General features: G+C 55.7%; 16 protein-coding genes. 4 read left to right on the forward strand and 12 right to left on the reverse strand.

Annotated elements, in window-relative coordinates:
- From MKZ79_RS06420 to MKZ79_RS06450, 7 genes are all read right to left on the reverse strand, one after another.
- The gene (locus tag MKZ79_RS06420) at nt 1–1,800 is read right to left on the reverse strand and encodes a dynamin family protein (protein ID WP_336140784.1); all 1,800 of its coding nucleotides are present in this window, start codon (nt 1,798–1,800) and stop codon (nt 1–3) included.
- A complete protein-coding gene (locus MKZ79_RS06425) occupies nt 1,787–2,239 on the reverse strand; it encodes a hypothetical protein (RefSeq protein WP_336140785.1) in 453 nt (150 codons plus the stop codon). Before MKZ79_RS06425 ends, MKZ79_RS06420 begins: the two co-directional genes overlap by 14 nt.
- Nucleotides 2,240–2,250: 11 nt before the next feature.
- A complete protein-coding gene (locus MKZ79_RS06430; RefSeq protein WP_336140786.1) occupies nt 2,251–3,096 on the reverse strand; it encodes a GTPase domain-containing protein in 846 nt (281 codons plus the stop codon).
- Between the two features lie 829 nt (nt 3,097–3,925).
- Nucleotides 3,926–5,239: an MFS transporter gene (locus tag MKZ79_RS06435; protein ID WP_336140787.1), complete on the reverse strand. Its 1,314-nt coding sequence runs from the start codon at nt 5,237–5,239 to the stop codon at nt 3,926–3,928.
- Complete coding sequence (locus MKZ79_RS06440; RefSeq protein ID WP_336140788.1) at nt 5,232–5,864, reverse strand: hypothetical protein; 633 nt, start codon at nt 5,862–5,864, stop codon at nt 5,232–5,234. The genes MKZ79_RS06435 and MKZ79_RS06440 overlap by 8 nt, the downstream gene beginning before the upstream one ends.
- 2 nt (nt 5,865–5,866) lie before the next feature.
- Nucleotides 5,867–7,210 (reverse strand): amidase, encoded by a 1,344-nt coding sequence (locus tag MKZ79_RS06445; protein WP_336140789.1) that lies wholly within the window; start codon nt 7,208–7,210, stop codon nt 5,867–5,869.
- An 11-nt stretch (nt 7,211–7,221) separates the two neighbouring features.
- The gene (locus MKZ79_RS06450) at nt 7,222–7,902 is read right to left on the reverse strand and encodes a DUF2848 domain-containing protein (protein ID WP_336140790.1); all 681 of its coding nucleotides are present in this window, start codon (nt 7,900–7,902) and stop codon (nt 7,222–7,224) included.
- A gap of 112 nt (nt 7,903–8,014) precedes the next feature.
- Between MKZ79_RS06450 and MKZ79_RS06455 the strand changes: the two genes are divergently transcribed.
- The gene (locus MKZ79_RS06455) at nt 8,015–8,677 is read left to right on the forward strand and encodes a GntR family transcriptional regulator (RefSeq protein WP_336140791.1); all 663 of its coding nucleotides are present in this window, start codon (nt 8,015–8,017) and stop codon (nt 8,675–8,677) included.
- Between the two features lie 153 nt (nt 8,678–8,830).
- Here the strand turns inward: MKZ79_RS06455 and MKZ79_RS06460 are convergent, their stop codons facing one another.
- On the reverse strand, nt 8,831–9,232 hold the full coding sequence (locus MKZ79_RS06460; protein ID WP_336140792.1) for an H-NS family histone-like protein: 402 nt from the start codon (nt 9,230–9,232) through the stop codon (nt 8,831–8,833).
- Nucleotides 9,233–9,965: 733 nt separating this feature from the next.
- On the opposite strand from MKZ79_RS06460, the gene MKZ79_RS06465 reads away from it, so the two are divergent.
- From MKZ79_RS06465 to MKZ79_RS06475, 3 genes are all read left to right on the forward strand, one after another.
- Nucleotides 9,966–10,325, forward strand: coding sequence for a DUF6404 family protein (locus MKZ79_RS06465; RefSeq protein ID WP_336140793.1), 360 nt, complete (start codon nt 9,966–9,968; stop codon nt 10,323–10,325).
- A 280-nt stretch (nt 10,326–10,605) separates the two neighbouring features.
- Nucleotides 10,606–11,652, forward strand: coding sequence for a hypothetical protein (locus MKZ79_RS06470; RefSeq protein WP_336140794.1), 1,047 nt, complete (start codon nt 10,606–10,608; stop codon nt 11,650–11,652).
- A gap of 199 nt (nt 11,653–11,851) precedes the next feature.
- On the forward strand, nt 11,852–12,943 hold the full coding sequence (locus MKZ79_RS06475; RefSeq protein WP_336140795.1) for a mechanosensitive ion channel family protein: 1,092 nt from the start codon (nt 11,852–11,854) through the stop codon (nt 12,941–12,943).
- Between the two features lie 273 nt (nt 12,944–13,216).
- Here the strand turns inward: MKZ79_RS06475 and purU are convergent, their stop codons facing one another.
- From purU to MKZ79_RS06495, 4 genes are read right to left on the reverse strand one after another with little or no spacing between them, the layout of a single operon-like run.
- A complete protein-coding gene (purU, locus tag MKZ79_RS06480; protein ID WP_336140796.1) occupies nt 13,217–14,083 on the reverse strand; it encodes a formyltetrahydrofolate deformylase in 867 nt (288 codons plus the stop codon).
- 48 nt (nt 14,084–14,131) lie between these two features.
- Nucleotides 14,132–14,767, reverse strand: a complete 636-nt coding sequence (locus MKZ79_RS06485; RefSeq protein WP_336140797.1) for a sarcosine oxidase subunit gamma — start codon at nt 14,765–14,767, stop codon at nt 14,132–14,134.
- Nucleotides 14,760–17,792 carry a sarcosine oxidase subunit alpha family protein gene (locus MKZ79_RS06490; RefSeq protein ID WP_336140798.1) on the reverse strand — a complete coding sequence of 1,011 codons (3,033 nt, stop codon included), beginning with the start codon at nt 17,790–17,792 and terminating at the stop codon, nt 14,760–14,762. The genes MKZ79_RS06485 and MKZ79_RS06490 overlap by 8 nt, the downstream gene beginning before the upstream one ends.
- Entirely contained in the window at nt 17,789–18,145 is a 357-nt protein-coding gene (locus MKZ79_RS06495) for a sarcosine oxidase subunit delta (protein WP_336140799.1), read from the reverse strand. The genes MKZ79_RS06490 and MKZ79_RS06495 overlap by 4 nt, the downstream gene beginning before the upstream one ends.
- Nucleotides 18,146–18,155 lie beyond the last annotated feature (10 nt).

An 18,155-nucleotide genomic window follows, 5' to 3' on the forward strand; every position in this document is an offset into this window, starting at 1 on the left:
TTATAACTCCTTTTGGGCATATTCCGCCGCCCAGCAACGGATTGTTTCTACCTGCATCAGCAGCTCATTTATCGTCTCTTTCATCGGCTCCAGAAGCACTCTGTTAACGTCAGATGCGCTCCTTGTAATCGTCGTATCAACGGTTTCTGTCGCCAGCGTCGTCAGGCGTTCCGCCAGCGCCAGCCTGTTATCGCCGACTTCCACTTCCGTCTGGCGAGAAGTTTTGATTTTTTTTCCGATATAGCTGCCGATAGTCTGCCCCGCCACACCGCCAATGCTGCCTCCTAATCCTCCGGTCAGCATGAAAGCCGCACCGCCAAAGAGAGCCGCGCCAAGACTGCCGCCAATGGCGGCATTGCGGCCAGAAGTGTCGATCTCGATTTTCTGATATACCGGCTCAAGCCTGATATGGTTTTTCAGATTCAGCGTGCCTGTCATCTGATTAATATCAATCGACAGCGTCTCCGTAACTTCATTGATGACAGGGGGAAGTTGGGTTTCCAACTGGATGCGTACTGCGACAGCAATCGCTTTCTCCAGCTTTGCACTCTGCTGATGCCGGGCATACTCCTCGACAAAGCCTACTATCTGGATGGCTATATCATTCGCGAGCTTGGTTTTCAGTTCTTCACAGCGCTTTTCAAGGCGGGCCTGTAGCGTAACGATGCGCTCTGCAAGCTGATTTAGCGGCGTAAGCAGCGTATTGATGCTGGTTGATTCTTCCTGCCCGGCCAGCAGTTGGCGATAAAATGCCTGTAGCGCTTTGTGCGGCACGTTTTTTTTCAGCGTCACGCCTTCGCTGTCTACCGTTTTAAGCAGCTTAGCGATAAATTCCTGCGCGCCTGATTCGAGAAAGGCTTCCGGATGATTTCCGGCACTGGCAGAGAAGCGTACCGAAAGCGTCAGCACTTCAAAATCGATCTCCTTTACGCCCAGTTCGTCGCACAGCGAGCTAAATTCCTTACTGACATAGTCTGACTGTAAGTGACGGTTTCTGGCGCTTTTCATCTGATAAGAGGTCACTATGTTACCCTCTTCATCTTCGTCGGCTTCCTGCTCATCGCAGCGCGTAATCAACAATAAAAGGCGTTTGCGTCTGCGTACCAGCTCCCGAATTTCCTGCATATCGGTTCGCCGCCCCGGCTGAGCGGAGTTCATCGGATAGATAATAAGGTCGGCGCTGTCGACGTACTTCTGCGCCAGCGCCTGGTTTTCCGGCGTAACGGAATGAATTCCCGGCGAATCGATCCAGGTTAGCCCTGGCAGCGTAAAGCCCTGAATACAGCTTGTGGCCTCGGCGGAATCGACATAAAAACCATTGCGGTGCGTGGTATCTTCCACGGAGCTCTCGCCCTTTTCTGCTACAAAAAATGTTGGTTCATGTCCCTGGCTTTTTAATTGTTCGCGCCATTCCGGCAAGGCTTTTTCCTGGCCATAGGCGATAAAGTTGCCCAGCGAACTTTTGCCCGCCTTCACTTTGCCGTAAACATAAACCAGCAGCGAATCGCCGTAATGTTTGCGGAATGAAGTATTAAGCTCGTAATTATCAATATCAGCGATCCAGCAGGCCACAACCTGTGAAATCTGACTGAGCGTTTGCGCGAAGAACTGATGCAGCGGTTCGCTGCCTTGTTCTTTCTCCTGTTGCGTAATCAGCAATTGTTCGAGAGTGCGGATCAAGGAAAAGAAATGGCTTTCATTGTTTTTGGCGGAGTGCTCTATGTCTGCCAACTCATCGTGCAACGTTTTAAGCTTATCGTAGAGCGGCAAGTGCCCTTGCAATATATCAGGCGCGACCATTATTTTTTTCCTTTTCGCTCTCCAGTGACTCAATCAGGTGAGCCAACTGCGCCAGTTCACTTTCCAGCGCCTGAATTTGCTGCGCTTCACGGCGCCGGTTTAGCCTCATCCGGCTGCCGGTGAGTGATGACAGCGCGCTCATGGCGCTTTCTGGCGTCACTGTATCAGCCTGCACAAAGGTGGCGATATCGCCCATAGTGATTTTCGTGCCTTGCAAAGAAAGACTGGCGTGGCGGGTAATCAGGCCACTGGCACCCGAGGTGGCATAAGCGCAGATATTTTTTCGCATCTCTGCTGCGCGCGTCTCTTTTTGCTGCTGCTGATATTGCTCACGCTTTTGCTGTTCAGTAGAAGAGGATGAGTTTGAGCTGTCATCACTGGTAAAAATGTCATAGGCAACTTTGCCTGCCGCTATGGCAATGGGGATTAAAAACCACATTCAGAATCGCCTCAGATGAGTTTGTTATAGTCCGCCAGCTTTTGTTGCAGCTCGCGCCGGAAATGCTGGACGTCATGCAGAAACTGCTGCTGTCGGCTCGCCATGTTATGCGTTTTATCTTGTAAAGCCGTACGGGCTGCGCGCTGACGCGTTTTTGCTGCCTGTAGCAACTGCTCAAGCAGAGCAGTGCGTCTGGCTTTCCGGTCGTTTTCCAGCTCAGCACGCAGAGCGATACTTCGCTGCTCCAGCTGCGCGATCAGCGCGGGAATGCCACTGGCGGATGCCAGCTTCAGCTTGCCTTCTCGCATGCCTTTAAAATAGCGTGGCGTGGCTACCGGGAAAATTGGAATGGGCTTTGCCGTAAAATTATTGAGCATTTCTGTAATTTCACTAATTAATCCCGTCTCTTCTTCCGCCTGCTCTGCGCCGGTAAGAACCAGTAGTACATCACTGACTTCGGCGAGCCGTTTAAAAGCCGCCGCATCCTCTTTTTGCAATGAGCCAGCGGAAAGCCGATGTACCAGCAGCACTAAATCTGCAGATGCAATCCCGTGCCGGGCAACACGATCGTCCCATAGGTCAACATCCAGTCCGGGCGTATCAATATAAATAAAATGCTCGCCTTCCCAGGCGGTTTCCGCACGGGTTTCCGGGATATCGTTTACGCGGAAAAAATCCGTCTCGTAGTGACCGGTCAGGGCATTCAGCAGCGAACTTTTACCGGCGTTATAGGTGCCATAGACCACCAGTCGCGGTTTACTCTGCCCTTCAATAGCCGTTAGCCTTTCCAGCCGTTCTGTCTCCTCTTCGCTATCAGGCAATAGCTGGCGGAGAGCGTCAAACTGCGCATTATCCATTTTTCGCCTCTGTGTCAGCGCGCTACGCGCCTTTAAAGCTTCTTTACGATATGACTTAACTTATATCGGTTAGCAGAGCGGTAATCTTGAGACAAAAAAAGAATAAATATTTGCTTCACCGGAAATAGCAGACTCATCCTGCGGAAAACCGGCTACAGACAGAGTAAACAGCCCGTATCATTGCTACAAATAACTGCATTTAATTTCCTGAATGAAATATTTCAGTACTAATTATCAAGAGGATAAAATTTCTTTCCTGATAGCAAATTTATTACGGATAAAACCTCAAGGGCATGTAAAAGAGTTATTTCTGCATACCGTATTAATGAGTAAGACTCTCAATATTTGCCACAGGCATTCTAAATCGGCCGAACTGCGTCTTATCCTGCGCCTGAATTTACTTCTTGAACAGATAATGAGCATGGAATGATATAACGCCGTAGGGTGTGAGCAGGCTGCAAAACAGCGGTATACCGCAAATCGCGCCTGGCGAAGAAGCTAATCGTCCTGCCAGCGTCCTGGCGGATCGAGGCTGCAGCATCATTCCCGATGAGCGAGGACTAACCACAGAATTGAACAATACTTTTGTGAACAACAGCGCGCTGTACAAAGCTTCCGCATAGATTACGACAGAAATGGCCGTGCAGGCTGGGTCAACCAAGATTGCCCGGACGCTGGCGGAATGAATGAGTGCCTGAATGGCAAATTTCGTCGTCGCAGAAAGCAACAGCGTTAGCTTTCGCTGTCCGTTGAAGATTTGGGTTAAGAGAAAGAAGCCTGCCGTTAGCCGACAAGCAAAGAAGTTGTGGCATTCCGTCGCCACCCTGATTTACTGCGGATGGTACGCCGTCTCTTTGGCTTTCCACACGGCAAACAACGTAATCGCCAGCGCCAGGCAAACATACAGCGACACCCATAGCGTGCTGCCCATCTCTTTATAAAGAGAAGTGATAATCAACGGCGCGAAGCCGCCGCCGACGATACCGGCAAGCGTGTAGGCCAGCGAAGAACCGGCGTAGCGCACGTGGCCAGGAAACTGCTCGGTAACGAACGCCGCCTGTGGGCCGTACATCATCGCATGGATAAGCAGTCCGCCGATGACCGCCAGCACGATCAGCAGCGGCTGCGAGCTGTCGAGCAGCGCAAAGAACACAAACGACCAGACGATAGCCAACAGCGCGCCGGTGATATAAACAGGACGCCTTCCCCACTTGTCGGACAAAGCGCCAAACATCGGCACGGTAATGGCGTTGCCGATCGCGCCGAGCATCGTCGCCGTCAGCGCCAGCGGGCGCGGCAGATGCAGCACGGTAGTTACGTATGTCAAGGTAAAGACCACCACCAACGCGTACAGCACGTCGGAACCAATCCGCGATCCGCCCGCAATCAGCAGCTGTTTGGGATAATTAAGGAAGACCTCTTTCAGCGGCGTATGGGTGGTTTTCTCCGCAGCCTGCATCGCAACAAATGTCGGCGTCTCTTCCACGCCACGGCGCAGCCACAGCCCGAACATCACCAGCAGCAGGCTCAGCAGAAAAGGAATGCGCCAGCCCCAGGCCTGAAACTGGTCAGGGCTTATCGCTACCGTCACCAGGGTGATAAACCCGGTGCCGATCAGCGTGCCGCAGGAGGGGCCAACCTGCGCGAACGAGGCGTTACGTCCGCGCTTGTTGGCATCGCCATGCTCCATTGACAGCAGCACCGCGCCGGCCCACTCGCCGCCGAGCGCGATGCCCTGCACAAAGCGCAGCGCCACCAGCAGGATCGGGCTCCAGATCCCCCAAACCGCATAGCCGGGCAGCAGCCCCATCAGCGCCGTGGTCACGCCCATAATCACCAGCGTAATAATCAGCACCGCCTTACGCCCGGCCACATCGCCAAGATGGCCAAACACAAAGCCACCAAGCGGACGCGAAATGTAGCCGACCGCATAGGTCGAGAATGCCAGAATAGTGCCTACCAGCGGGTCGAAGCTGGGGAAGAAGACGTGGTTGAACACCAGCGCGGCCATAATGTTGTAAACGGTAAAGTCATACCATTCCAGCGCGGTGCCGATGGAGCTGGCCGCCGCGAGGCGACCGGTTTTCGATTTGGCGCGCTTCTCGCGCACCGCCTGCTGCAGCGTAGAGTCGGTGTTAGCCATGCGCTTTCTCCTGTCGGGTTAACTGCCAGCTAAAGGCGTAGCGCTGAACTTCGCCGCCCAGCCGTTCCGCTGCCGCAGCGGCGAGGCGATCGCAGCACTGGGCATCGCTACAGTGGATCAGCAGCATCGGCGCCATCTGGCGATGCTCTTTGTTCTCCATCGGCAGCGGCGAGCTAAGCCCGACATCCGGCGTCAGCAGGCTGGAAGCGATATAGCCCGGTGTCTGGCCGATCTGCTGCTGCCACGCGGACAATGCGGCCTCATCGACCGTTTCAAGCGTTATCACCGCCAGCTGGCTGCCGCTGCCTTTGCCGTGCCTGTGGGTAACGGCGCTGACCCGACGCATTGGGTTGATCATCTTTTGCAGATTTTTCACCGACCATTCGGTCTGGCGCGTAAAGGCGGCGTGATAGTCCGCGCTGGTAAAGGCTTCCAGCGATTCGGTTTCGTACAGGCCCAGATATTTACGCTCCGCGTCGACCGCCTGATAGCGCGTGCCGCTTAAAAAGCCGGTGATGGCCACGCGCTCCTCGACGTGTTCATGGTCATACCACTGATTGAAATCCGCTTCGTCATCCGCGCCGATATTGGTGGCGACAAACAGCATGCCGTGAGGTTGGTTCATGTTCAGGATCTCCGGTTAAGGGCAGTTTCCACGGCGAGCGACCAGCTGATTAAGCGGGCGTCGTCGCCATGAATGGAAGCAAGGCTGAAGCCAACCGGCGCGCTGCCGGGTTGCTGACAGGGTAAAGAGACGGCGCAGCCGTCCAGCATATTGATCACGCTGGTGTTGCGCAGCATCAGGGCGTTAATGGCCATATAGCGCTGGGGGTCGTCCAGCGAGGCGATTGTCGGCGCGATCTGCGCCACAGTAGGCATAATCAGCGCGTCGAAACCTTCCAGCCTGGCGTTAACACGCTGCCGCCAGGCTTCGCGCTGTTGATAAAGTTCGGCGGCATCCTGTTCAGTTAAAAGGCTGCCGCGCTGGATGCGCATCAACACCTGCGGATCGTAAGCTTCCGGCTGCGCCAGCGCGGTGCGCTGATGCCACTGCCAGGCTTCATAAGCGGTGATGCCGCCGCGCGCGTTCATCGCGTTTAGCTCGTCCAGTTCGTCAAGCGGCAGCTCTACCAGCGTGGCGCCCGCCTCAAGCAGAAGGTCGACCGTTTGCTGCCAGGCCTGCACCACGTTCCGATCCAGATCGTCCAGCACGCGAGTCTGCGGCACGGCGAAGCGGGCGTCGCGCAGATCCAGCGTCTGCAAATCCAGAGGATATTCCGCGATAACGCTATCGAGCAGCCAGCAGCTGCGAACGTCATGGGCGATAACGCCAATGCTGTCCAGCGAGGCGGCAAGCGGCAGCGTACCGGCCTGATTGATGCGGCTGGCGGTGGGTTTAAAACCGGTTAGTCCACAAAGCGCAGCGGGAATACGTACTGATCCGCCGGTATCGGTGCCGACAGCGCCCAGGCACATGCCGTCCGCTACTGTCACCGCCGCGCCGGAAGAGGAACCGCCGGGAATACGCCGCTCTTCGCGCCGCCAGGGATTGGCTGGCGTGCCGTAGTGCGGATTGATCCCCAGGCCGGTAAAGGCAAACTCGGTCATATTGGTTTTGCCGACTATCGCCGCGCCGGCCTGAGCGAGTTTCTCCACCACGCTGGCGTTCGCTGTCGCTGGCGGCGCATCGCGCAGCAGCAGCGAGCCCGCCGTTGTCGCTTCGCCCTTCACGTCAAACAGATCCTTGATGCTGATGGGCAGCCCATCAATAGCGCTGAGCGGCCGCTTCGTCTGCCAGCGATCTTTGGCCTCTTTAGCCTGCTGTGCCGCCTGGGCCTGGTAACGGCTGATAAAGACGCGCGCGCCCTCTTTTTGCGGATCGCTTGCGGCGCGCAGCGCGGCCTCGGTAAAGGTGTCAGGTTGAGCTTCGTTGGCCTGAAGCTGTTGGCTTGCCTGCCAGAGTGTCGTCATCGTTCGGCTCCTTATGCAACGACCGGCAGCGCGGCGGTTTGGTAAACGTGCTCCAGCGTGCGGCCCAGTACCGGATCGTGCAGCGCCATGCGGAACTCGCTCGAAGGACGAATGCCGCCGATGGCGCTCAACGTGCCGCAAGACATCGCCAGCCCTTCTTCGGGCTTTTCTCCCGCCAGGTAGCGCGCCAGCAGATCCTGCGGCGTCAGCAGCGATGCCAGCGTACCCTGCTGATAAACGACCCATTCGCCCTGCTCTTTGATCCAGGAAGTCAACTCCAGCGAATCCCAGTGCTCCGCCACTTCGCTCATGCGCCAGGCGGTGCTCGCCACCGGTTTGACGCAGGCCTGTTTGGAAAGCGCGACGCTGAAGGTTTCCAGATAACGATCGGTGTGGTCGGAAGTCAGGGAAACCCAGAACTCGCCGCGATGGAAAAACACCAGCGGTTCTGCTTCGCCGGAGGTTTGATCGCCGACCACTTCCAGCGCTGCCTGCTGGCTGAGCTGATTGGCGGCGACGCGATAAAACAGCGGCACCGCACCGGGAGCGGGCACGCCTAACGCTTCCAGCTCCCTGATATGGTGCAACACAGCTTCTTTATCGCGTCCAACCCAGCCCGCGATAATCAGGCGGGTGACAGCAACATCCAGTTGGGTAGCGGCTTTATCATCGGTCATAAACTGCAGGCGCATGGCATTTCTCCTGGTTTGAAATTAGTGTGAAATTTCACACACGTTTCAAGTTAGCGATTTTCATGCCAGCTTTTTGTGTAATATGTCGCAAAGGCAAAAAAGGACGATCGAAATGAGCGAGTCAGTAAACGTGAACCCGGCGATCCGCAGCCCGTCGCTGAACGAACAGGCCTACAGGGCGTTTCGACACAGGCTGATCACGCTGCGCTACAAGCCCGGCGATTACCTGAACACGGCGCAGGTTATGGAGGATCTGGCAATGGGACGCACGCCGGTCAATCAGGCGATCCACCGGCTGGCTACCGAAGGGCTGCTGCAGATTATTCCGCGCAAAGGCGTGATGGTGGCGCCGCTGTCGATCGACGATGCGCTGGAGCTGATAGAGGTTCGCCTGGTTAACGAAACGCTCTGCGCGCAGCTTGCCAGCCAGAAGGTCGACGAGGCGCATATTATTGCGCTGCGCGAGCTGAACCAGCAGATTGCGGCAGCGAGCGAAGCGCGCGATCGGGAAAAAATGATGCTGCTGGATCGGGAGTTTCATCAGGTGCTGGCGGAGATTGCCGGAAACCGCCGCCTTGCGGATATCCTGAGCGTTATTCATGCTCAGGCGCAGCGCTTCTGGGCGATGACGCTGTCAAGCGTCAGTCATATGGACGAAGTGATTGCTGAGCATGATGAGATTATCGCCGCGCTGGCGGCGGGCGATACGCAGCGCGCTGCCGAAGCGGCCCGCGCGCATATCTACTCTTTTAAACGCGCGCTATTGGCGACCTGAATCGGTAGCGCCGCGTTCACATCGCCGCTACCTTCGCAGAGGATAACTGAGCCAGCTTACCCTGCGCAGAAGATTTAACCGGGTGCGGAGAACACAATAAAGCGGGAACATCGGCTTTATTGTGTATGGCTCAGCGGCGTTAATTTGGATCGATTAGATTAAAAAGTCGTCAAGGACGCGGCCTTGCTCAATCGCCTGCTGTACCGGCTTTGGCGTGCGGCCCTGACCAGTCCAGAAGCGCACTTCATTATTCACATCGGTATATTTATATTTGGCGGGACGCGGCGCGCGTTTAGTTTTAATTTTGCCAGCCACCTTTCCACTCTGTGAAAGCTCTGCCGGAGAAATGCCGTCTTCCAGCAGCAGTTCACGGTACATCGCCAGCTTTTCCGCTTTTTCGCGGGCTTCCGCCGCCGTAATCTGCGTTTCTTCACGACGCTCGCTGACCACGATCTTCAGCTTCGCCAGTATCTCTGCAAGATCCTCTGTAGCCATATTGCGCGCCTGCGCGCGTAATGAACGGATATTTTTCAGGCTGCTCAGGGATAAACTCATTACTAACTTCCTTAAATACTCTGATTAAAAAAACAGCGAGTATTCGCTGTCGGCGGCAAGGATAACATTTATTAAGGCGGGAATTCTGCTAATTGCCGACTATCAGGGGAGTTTGAGGAATAATTGCACCAGCTGTTATCTGGTCAAACGCATGGCGGTCGAAAATAAAATGAAAATGCATATTACCAGAAGAAAAAATCATGACTACGAGGCGGTTCCCAGCAGGGTCAATGAGTTATATATTTAACATTTCGTTCACATCCTTTTCTTGTTTTTGTGAAACGACGCGGGTTTCACAGCTAAGCAGCAACCCCTTTAAAATAAAATCTTTTATAATCAAAATATTACGTATTAGCGATTGTGCTTACAAACATTTATCCAGCCAGAAAATATAACATTTAACTTACAATAACGATGAATCCCCCTTCTTTGCCACTTCTGCCCCGCTGTTATCTGCAGGCTTCTCTATACTACAAAGTCATAGTCGGCTACGACTTTGCTTCACCCACTACCCGGCTATCAGCAGCATGTTTTGTCGCGTTGTGAGGCCTGGCCCAAACACAACCTGTCGGCGTGACTGTTTCATCTGTTACTGATCATCAGCAGTTCAGGCAGTTACACCGATCCCGAACAGCGACACATTTCCAGAATTTTCCACAAAATCCTAAAAAAAGCATATTTTCTGACCTATCCGTTATAATTAATGGAAAGAATAACAAGGGGGGAGATGCAAATGACCAGGGATACAGTTTTCGAACAACGTAAGAACCGTGCGATGGCGATAATGGAAGGTAAAGGGATGTGGCCAAGTATCTACGCGCCGCCCTGCCATATCTTTCTGTGGCGGATGGGCATCCACGTGCCGCCGCCGCCTTTCTCGCACTTCTGGACAAACTTTCTCAGCTTCGCCTGCGTGTATACGCCGTTCTGGGGCGTGGTGATGTGGTTTATTTTCTGGAAAGACCACGGCACCTCGCTGCACCTTGCCGCCGCGTCGGCCCTGTTGGCCGGTCTGGTTTTCGGCATAGCGATGGCCACGTTCCAGAAATGGCGACAAAGAGTTAACCGTTTGCCGCAATGGGAACAGCTCTGAGCACAGCGGCAGCGAAACGGCCTTCAGTCACTTTTGCAGGCCGTTTCGCGTATCTGTCGTAAAGGCTGTTAGCTGGTCTGCCCTGCAGGCCGGAAGCGTGCTGCCCGGCTATTCAGGCAGGTAGCCTGCCTGGACACGTTTCCGTTGTTCCTGTTACAGAAACCTGCCCCTGCCAGATATTTCCTGCAACAAGGCATACCCACATTATTAACAAACAATATTTTATCCTGCTTTGATTCCGTTAGCATAAAGGGCTCGCAATTTGTAAAAGGGACGGCTAATGGCAAGGAAAAAAATCTGGGCTTACGCCTGCGATAAAAATGGGCAATATATCCGCAGTGAAAAAGTCAACAAAGAGCGGCTCTATTTTATCTGGGAAGCGCTGAAAATAAGAGATAAAGATCCTGGTGCCTTTTCACAGTTAACCTTTATGAGCACGCAATCGAACAAAAAGAAACGTGCCGAGCTGGTACCGGTTAAAAAAGGTTTTTTTCGCTATAAATCTGACAGCGGAGCAGCGGATAAAACGCTCAATCCCGACCACGATTCGTTTTCTCACGAGATGGCGATTGCGGTGCTGGCAGAAATGAAAACGATTAACTTCCAGTCATACAGCCAGGCGTTTGCCATCACCTTTGACGAGCTGAAAAAAGACGATCTGAAAATCAGATTTGAAGATGGATCCGTTTACTACCCTGATCTGACAGGCTTTTTCAGCGAACCCGCCGATCTTGCCCGCAAGTGGGGCGGAAAAGTCGCTCTTGAAGTCAAAGTCACCCATGCCTGCGAACCGGCAAAAATTAAGGCTTTTCGCGACCACAATATTCCGATTATTGAAATTTTCCTGCGGCCGAGTATGCGTCTGGCGGCAGAGAAAAATAAGGTTGCTTTCGATGAGTATCAGATGGAAAGGTATTACCACTATCTGCAGGAGAAATTCTCTTCGGTAGTCTATATGGCTATTTTATCTGATCCAACCATGCCTGATGAATATGAAAAAATCGTCAATGAAAAGAGCAACGAGCTCAGTCTGGCGGAAAACACAGCGCGTCGTCTTAATGGCAACCTGAGCGATCTCTCCCGAATCAACGAGGAAAATAGCGGCATCATCGGTACGTTGAAACATCAGCAGGCTTCCGCCAGTCGACTCGCGATGACTCTTCAGGACAGCCTGGATAAAGAAAAGATCGCGAACCGGAAAATCAGCGAAGCATTGCGTCGCGAACGTGAAGATGCCGCCACGCTGCAGAAAGAAATATCCACGCTGCGGGAAACGGATTATCGTTCCATGAGCCTGCTGAAGAAATTATCCCGGCTTTTCCGCTAACAACCGCCCTTAGTGGCGAAATCCCTGACAGACCGCGATGGCGAACGGACAGCCATAGTTTTCGCCGGTTATCATAGTAATCGGTGAAATAGCTTTAATATCAGCAGAATGTTGCTGCCCCGCTCTGCTTGCCGACCAGCCAACCCCGCTATCCTCTACTACAATTAGCCCCTTACCAACTCAGTGTTAAGGAGGCCGTGTGAAGGAAATCTTTCATACAAATTATTTGAAGTTAATTACGTCAGTGACCTTCTGGGGTAACATTCTGCTGGTAGTGGTGATCACCGCCGTGACCTATTTAATCATCCGCAAGGTCATTTCGCTGCTGCAAAAACGCATCGGCTCGTGGGCGGAAAATCATGAAAACCGCGTGGCGCACCGCGTCTTTCTTGATGTGCTGGCGAAAACACGCGTCACGCTTATCTTCTTCGCTTCCTTTCTCTTCAGCCTGCAATTTATCGTGCTGCCCGGCCAGGTCAGCGGCACCATTCCGCACGCCTGGTTTCTGGTGCTGGCGTTGCAGATTGCGCTCTGGCTGGATCAGGCCGTGCAGTCCTGGCTGCGCTATTCGCTGACCAATTACGGGCCGGATTCGCACCGCAATCCGGTTACTACGATTATCCTGGGGCTGCTGCTGCGGGCGCTGGTCTGGTCAATTATGATCCTGTCGATTCTGGCCAACGCGGGCGTTAATATCACCGCGCTGGTAGCGAGCCTGGGCGTCGGCGGTATCGCGATCGCGCTGGCGGTGCAGACGGTGCTGAGCGACCTTTTCGCCTCGCTCTCCATCGGCATCGACAAGCCTTTTGAGATAGGCGACTTTGTGGTGTTTAACGATGTGGCGGGCACCATTGAGCATATCGGCCTGAAAACCACGCGCATCCGCAGCCTGAGCGGCGAGCAGATTGTCTGCGCCAACGCCATTTTGCTGCAGCAGACCATCCACAACTATAAAAGGATGGAGACGCGCCGCATCGTCTTCAGTTTTGGCGTACCGCTGGCGACCTCAGCCGAGCAGCTGCGCAAGATCGGCCCGATGATTGAAGAGGTCATCAGCAGCATCGATAAAACTCGCTTCGACCGCGCGCACCTCTCCTCTTTCGAGGCGGATCGCATTATGTTCGAAGTGGTGCATATCCTGAAGTTTTCCGATTACAACCAGTACATGGATATTCAGCAGGAGATCAACCTGCGTATCAAAGAGTACCTGGAGGAAACGGGCATCGGCCTTGCCGGGCCGCACCGCTTTGTCACCTTTGAGAATTCACTGCCGCTGGAGGAGCCAGCCTGAGGCGAACGCCGGGAGTTCGCTCCCGGCATCTTCGCGCTAATAGTCGATATCCACATTGCCGCCGTTTTTACTCTCACGCCTCGGCTTCAGGCGGTCTGGCCGCCGGGTTGCGGCACGCCAGCCCGCTATTATGAAACGCCCGATTTTATAAACCGGATTTCGGGCCGCTGACAATCCGCATTTGGCAGATCTACGGATCGGATAGCGCAGTTGCGCAAACAACCTGCAAATCGACGCGAAATCCGCCGCTCCCTTATCTGAGTGGCATCGTCCTTAACGAGAAAACACTACCGTGCGGTTGTCATATAAAAACAGCCGTCGCTCGGCATAGCAGGAAACCGCGTGCGCCAGCGTCAGCCTTTCGATATCCCTTCCTTTATCAACCAGGTCGTCGGCGTAGTCGCTGTGACTCACCACCTCGACCTTTTGGCTGATAATCGGCCCTTCATCCAGCTCCTCATTGATAAAATGCGCGGTGGCGCCGACCAGCTTGACGCCTTTGTTATAGGCCTGATGATACGGCTTCGCGCCCTTAAAACCCGGCAGCAGCGAGTGATGAATATTGATCGCCCTGCCCGCCAGCTTTTTGCTCATCTCGTCCGACAAAACCTGCATATAGCGCGCGAGGATCACCAGCTCCGCGCCGCTGCCCTGAATCACCTGCCAGACCTTTTTTTCTTGTTCGTCGCGCGTCTCTTTATTTACCGGCAGATGGTAATAAGAGAGGCCGTGCCAGCGTACCAGCGGCTCCAGATCGGGATGATTGGAAACCACGGCCCGAATATCGATCGCCAGCTTGTTGGTGCGGTGGCGATAGAGCAGATCGTTTAAGCAGTGATCGGTTTTGGACACCATAATCACTACCGGCACCCGATAGCCCGGCTCGGTCAGTTCAAAGGTCATCTCAAAAGCCGCTGCCTTCGCGCCAAACCCATCCCGAAAAGCGGCAGCGTCGAAGTTTTCCTTTTGCGGCTGAAATACGGTGCGGATAAAAAACCGCTGCGCGTGCTTATCGTCAAACGAGTGCTGCTCGGTGATATAGCAGCCGTTCTCCTTCAGACAGCGCGTAACCACATCCACGGTGCCGAGCTGGCTGGGACACTGCGCCGTCAGGATCCAGCCGGTATTGTTGCGACTCATAAAAGCGTCCTTAAGCCGGGCCGCGATGACCCGGCAGCAGAGAAAGGGTTAACGAGCGACGTTGATGCCATATTCCGCGCCCGCGTCCAGCAGCCAGCGGAAAACGTAATCCGCAAAGCTGCGCCGCACCACCAGTTCCCAGCACGCTTCGTCGGGTCTGCGCAGCGCCAGCGGCGTATTGGCGAAGACCGTAGTGACGCCTTTGCCGGGCGGGAAATTGGCCGGATGCACGTCATAGACCGCGGATTTCATCAATACCGGCAGCGTGTTTTTGCCCGTCAACGTAAACAGGGTTTGCCCGCCGCTGACGTTGACGATGGCATAGTGTTCGCCTGCCAGCTGCTCGCGCAGCCCGCGCTCAACGGCAAACTCTTCGCCCTGCGGCACAATCAGCAGCCATTCATCCGGCGCCAGCCACTGTACGCTGTAGCCCTCTTTTACAATCAGCGACAGCGGTCTGGCGGGCAGTGAAAGGTTAAGCACGCTGCGCAACGCTTTATCCAGCGCGATGGCGCCGCCGCGCAGCAGCAGATGGCCGAGGAAAGCGCGCTCGTGCAGCAGCACCGTGCTCTGCTTATCCTGCTTCGGCAGACCGGTATGCTGATACGACCACGCCAGAGGCGACTCCATCGGCATCGCGCTGGCGGGATGCGACTGAAACATTCTGTAGGCAGACTCAGGCATTCTGGCGCTCTCCTTTCGGGTCAACAAAAATGGTATCGACAATGGTGGCGGCGTTGAATTTGCCGTCGGAGGAGGCAAGCCACACTTTTTGGCCTTTACGTTGATGGCCGCCCGTGACCACCGCCAGCGCGAAGCCGCCGCCCAGCGTCGGGCTGTAGTAGCTGGATGTGACATGGCCATACATCGGCATCGGAATGCTGTGCTGCGGATCGAAAACCACCTGCGCGCCCTCTTCCAGCACCACAGAAGGATCTTCCGGCAGCAGGCCGACCAGCTGCTTACGATCTTCACGCTGTGTATCGCTGCGCTGATGGGCGCGTTTGCCGATCCAGGAGAACGGCTTGTCGTTGGCCACGCACCACTGCATGCCCAGATCCATCGGCGTCATTGAGCCGTCGGTATCCTGGCCGCCGATAATAAAACCCTTCTCTGCGCGCAGAACGTGCATGGTTTCCGTACCGTAAGGCGTCAGGCCATACTTTTCGCCGTGGCTGAACAGGGTTTCCCAGACGTGACGGGCATAGTTGGCCTGCACGTTGATCTCCCAGGAAAGCTCGCCGGTAAAAGAGATGCGGAATACGCGTGCAGGCACGCCAGCAACGTTGCCTTCCCGCCAGTCCATAAATTTAAACGCCTCTTTCGCCAGATCGATATCACAGACTTCCGCCAGCAGCTGCCTCGACAGCGGCCCGGAGATCGACAGCGTCGCCCAGTGATCGGTAACGGAGTTGAAATAAACGTTCAGCTCCGGCCACTCTGTCTGGTGCCACAGTTCCAGCCACTCCAGCACGGTCGCCGCGTTGCCGGTGCTGGTGGTCATCAGAAAGTGATTGTCACCCAGACAGCTGGTGGTGCCGTCATCAAACACCATGCCGTCGTCGCGGCACATCAGCCCGTAGCGCACGCGGCCCGGCGGCAGCTTCATCCATTTGTTGGTGTAAACACGCTCCAGAAACTCGCGCGCGTCCGGCCCCTGAATATCGATTTTGCCGAGCGTGGAGGCATCCAGAATGCCTACGCCTTCGCGCACCGCCCGGCACTCCCTGGCAACAGCTTCATGCATCGTCTCGTTTTTACCGGCCAGCGGGAAATACCACGGACGTTTCCATTGGCCGACATCCTCAAATTTCGCGCCGAACTCGACGTGACACTGATGCAGCGCGGTATAGCGCTCCGGCTGGAAAAGCTCGTTGCAGTGCCTGCCGGTGATAGCGCCAAAAGCGACCGGCGTGTAGTTGGGTCGGAACACGGTAGTGCCAACTTCCGGGATAGTGCGGCCCAGCACGCGGGCGGCAATCGCCATGCCGTTGATATTGCCCAGCTTGCCCTGATCGGTACCAAAGCCCATTACCGTGTAGCGTTTGATATGCTCTATCGACTCGAAGCCTTCGCGCGTGGCCAGCTCAATCGAGGCCGCCGTCACGTCATTCTGTAAATCGACGAACTGTTTCGGCGCGCGCATCGTCGGCTTGCTGTGCGGCACCTGATAAAGCGCCATCGCTGCGCCGTCACGCCGCTGTTTAGCCTGCGGCAGCTTCACCGCCGCAACGATACCGCCCGTTTCTTCGGCCGCGCGCAGTCCGGCGTTGCCGCCTTCCTGAATCACATCCGCCAGGCTGTAACAGCCGTGTGCGCCGCCCGCTGCAATCATCCCTTTCACCGCGCCGGGCACGAAGCCCAAAATATCCTCGCGCCAGACCGGACGCGCGCCGGTATGGGAAGAGAGATGGATTACCGGACTAAAGCCGCCGGAGCTGGCGAGCGTATCGCAAGCAAGCTTTGTGATCGGCCCTGTGACGCAAAAGCGTTCCGCGTCGATTTCGGCAACCAGCGCGCCCTGAACGCGGGAGGTACCTGTCGCTTCGATTACCGCGCTGTTGGTGATAACCCGTATCCCTTTCTGACGGGCTTCTTTGACTAATTCGCCGTCCGGATGAGGACGGGCATCGACAATCGCCACCACCTCGCGTCCGCTGTCGAACCAGTCCAGCGCGGCACGCCAGGCTTCGTCGTTAGTGGCCGAGAGCACCAGCTTCTGACCCGGCACCACACCGTAACGGCGGATGTAGGTGGAAACGGCGCCCGCCAGAAAATTGCCGGGAATATCGTTGCCGGCGTAAACCAGCGGCCGTTCAAGCGCGCCGGTCGCCAGCACCACGCGCTTCGCTCTGACGCGATGCAAACGCTGACGAGCCTGGCGCTGGCCGTTGAGCAGCGGCGCGACGATAGCCAGATGATCGGTGCGGCGCTCCACCAGCGTCACAAAGTTGTGATCGTGATAGCCGTTAGCCGTGGTGCGCGGCAGTAGCTGCACGTTCGCCATGCTTTTTAGCTGCTTCAGCGCTTCCGCTACCCAATTATCTGCCGCTGCGCCGTCCAGCTTTTCACGGCTCTCCAGCAGGCTGCCGCCCATCTCTTCCTGCTCATCCGCCAGAATGACGCGCACGCCGCTTTGTCCCGCAGCCAGCGCGGCGGCCAGGCCTGCCGGGCCCGCGCCGATAATCAGCACCTCGCAGTACTGGTTAAAATTGTCGTAAATATCGGGATCGGCTTCCTGCGGACTCCGGCCCAGCCCGGCGCCTTTGCGGATATATTTTTCATAGGTCATCCACATCGAGGCGGGTCTTTTAAAGGTTTTGTAGTAGAAGCCCGGCGGCATAAAGCGCCCCAGCAGCTTGCCCGCTACGCCCATCGCATCGTGCCTTACGTTGGGCCAGCCGTTGGTGCTGCGCGCCTCCAGCCCCTGATAAAGCGCCTGCTGCGTGGCGCGAATATTCGGGATCTGTTCCGCTTCTTTGCTGCCCAGCTGTACGATAGCGTTCGGCTCTTCCGCGCCCGCCGCAACGATGCCGCGAGGCCGGGAGTATTTAAAACTGCGGTTAACGATATCGATGCCGTTGGCCAGCAGCGCCGAGGCCAGCGTATCGCCCGCATAGCCTTCCAGCACCTCGCCGTTAAAACGGAAAGTCAGTTTGCGAGCGCGGTCGACGCGCCCGCCAGCGTTAAGACGATTAACCTGCTTCATGCGCGCTCTCCCACTTTCACCCTGATGCTTTCCGGCTCTTCGGCGGCGCGTCGCGGCAGCGGCAGCACTTCCGCCTGCGCCAGCTTCGGCTGCTCGCCGATCTTATAGGTTTCCAGGATTTCATAGGTCTGGGTATTGCGCGCAATATTAAAGAACCGGCGGCAGCCGCCGTTGTGTACCCACAGCTCGTGGTGGAGGCCGCGCGGGTTTTCCCGGAAAAACAGGTATTCGCCCCATTCGGCGTCGCTGCATTTTTCCGGTTCAGGCGGGCGAACAAGATGCGCCTGGCCTTTGGCATGAAACTCTTCTTCTTCACGGTGCTCTTCGCACCACGGACAGTAAATATGAAACATGATCCAGCTC

Origin of the sequence: Erwinia sp. CGal63 (genome assembly GCF_037026505.1) — a bacterium.
Taxonomy (GTDB): domain Bacteria; phylum Pseudomonadota; class Gammaproteobacteria; order Enterobacterales; family Enterobacteriaceae; genus Erwinia.

What these genes read in the sequence shown, in the direction of transcription:
- MKZ79_RS06420 (WP_336140784.1), bottom strand. Translation starts at nt 1,800, where the DNA reads ATGGTCGCGCCTGATATATTGCAAGGGCACTTGCCGCTCTACGATAAG.
- MKZ79_RS06425 (WP_336140785.1), bottom strand. Translation starts at nt 2,239, where the DNA reads ATGTGGTTTTTAATCCCCATTGCCATAGCGGCAGGCAAAGTTGCCTAT.
- MKZ79_RS06430 (WP_336140786.1), bottom strand. Translation starts at nt 3,096, where the DNA reads ATGGATAATGCGCAGTTTGACGCTCTCCGCCAGCTATTGCCTGATAGC.
- MKZ79_RS06435 (WP_336140787.1), bottom strand. Translation starts at nt 5,239, where the DNA reads ATGGCTAACACCGACTCTACGCTGCAGCAGGCGGTGCGCGAGAAGCGC.
- MKZ79_RS06440 (WP_336140788.1), bottom strand. Translation starts at nt 5,864, where the DNA reads ATGAACCAACCTCACGGCATGCTGTTTGTCGCCACCAATATCGGCGCG.
- MKZ79_RS06445 (WP_336140789.1), bottom strand. Translation starts at nt 7,210, where the DNA reads ATGACGACACTCTGGCAGGCAAGCCAACAGCTTCAGGCCAACGAAGCT.
- MKZ79_RS06450 (WP_336140790.1), bottom strand. Translation starts at nt 7,902, where the DNA reads ATGCGCCTGCAGTTTATGACCGATGATAAAGCCGCTACCCAACTGGAT.
- MKZ79_RS06455 (WP_336140791.1), top strand. Translation starts at nt 8,015, where the DNA reads ATGAGCGAGTCAGTAAACGTGAACCCGGCGATCCGCAGCCCGTCGCTG.
- MKZ79_RS06460 (WP_336140792.1), bottom strand. Translation starts at nt 9,232, where the DNA reads ATGAGTTTATCCCTGAGCAGCCTGAAAAATATCCGTTCATTACGCGCG.
- MKZ79_RS06465 (WP_336140793.1), top strand. Translation starts at nt 9,966, where the DNA reads ATGACCAGGGATACAGTTTTCGAACAACGTAAGAACCGTGCGATGGCG.
- MKZ79_RS06470 (WP_336140794.1), top strand. Translation starts at nt 10,606, where the DNA reads ATGGCAAGGAAAAAAATCTGGGCTTACGCCTGCGATAAAAATGGGCAA.
- purU (WP_336140796.1), bottom strand. Translation starts at nt 14,083, where the DNA reads ATGAGTCGCAACAATACCGGCTGGATCCTGACGGCGCAGTGTCCCAGC.
- MKZ79_RS06485 (WP_336140797.1), bottom strand. Translation starts at nt 14,767, where the DNA reads ATGCCTGAGTCTGCCTACAGAATGTTTCAGTCGCATCCCGCCAGCGCG.
- MKZ79_RS06490 (WP_336140798.1), bottom strand. Translation starts at nt 17,792, where the DNA reads ATGAAGCAGGTTAATCGTCTTAACGCTGGCGGGCGCGTCGACCGCGCT.
- MKZ79_RS06495 (WP_336140799.1), bottom strand. Translation starts at nt 18,145, where the DNA reads ATGTTTCATATTTACTGTCCGTGGTGCGAAGAGCACCGTGAAGAAGAA.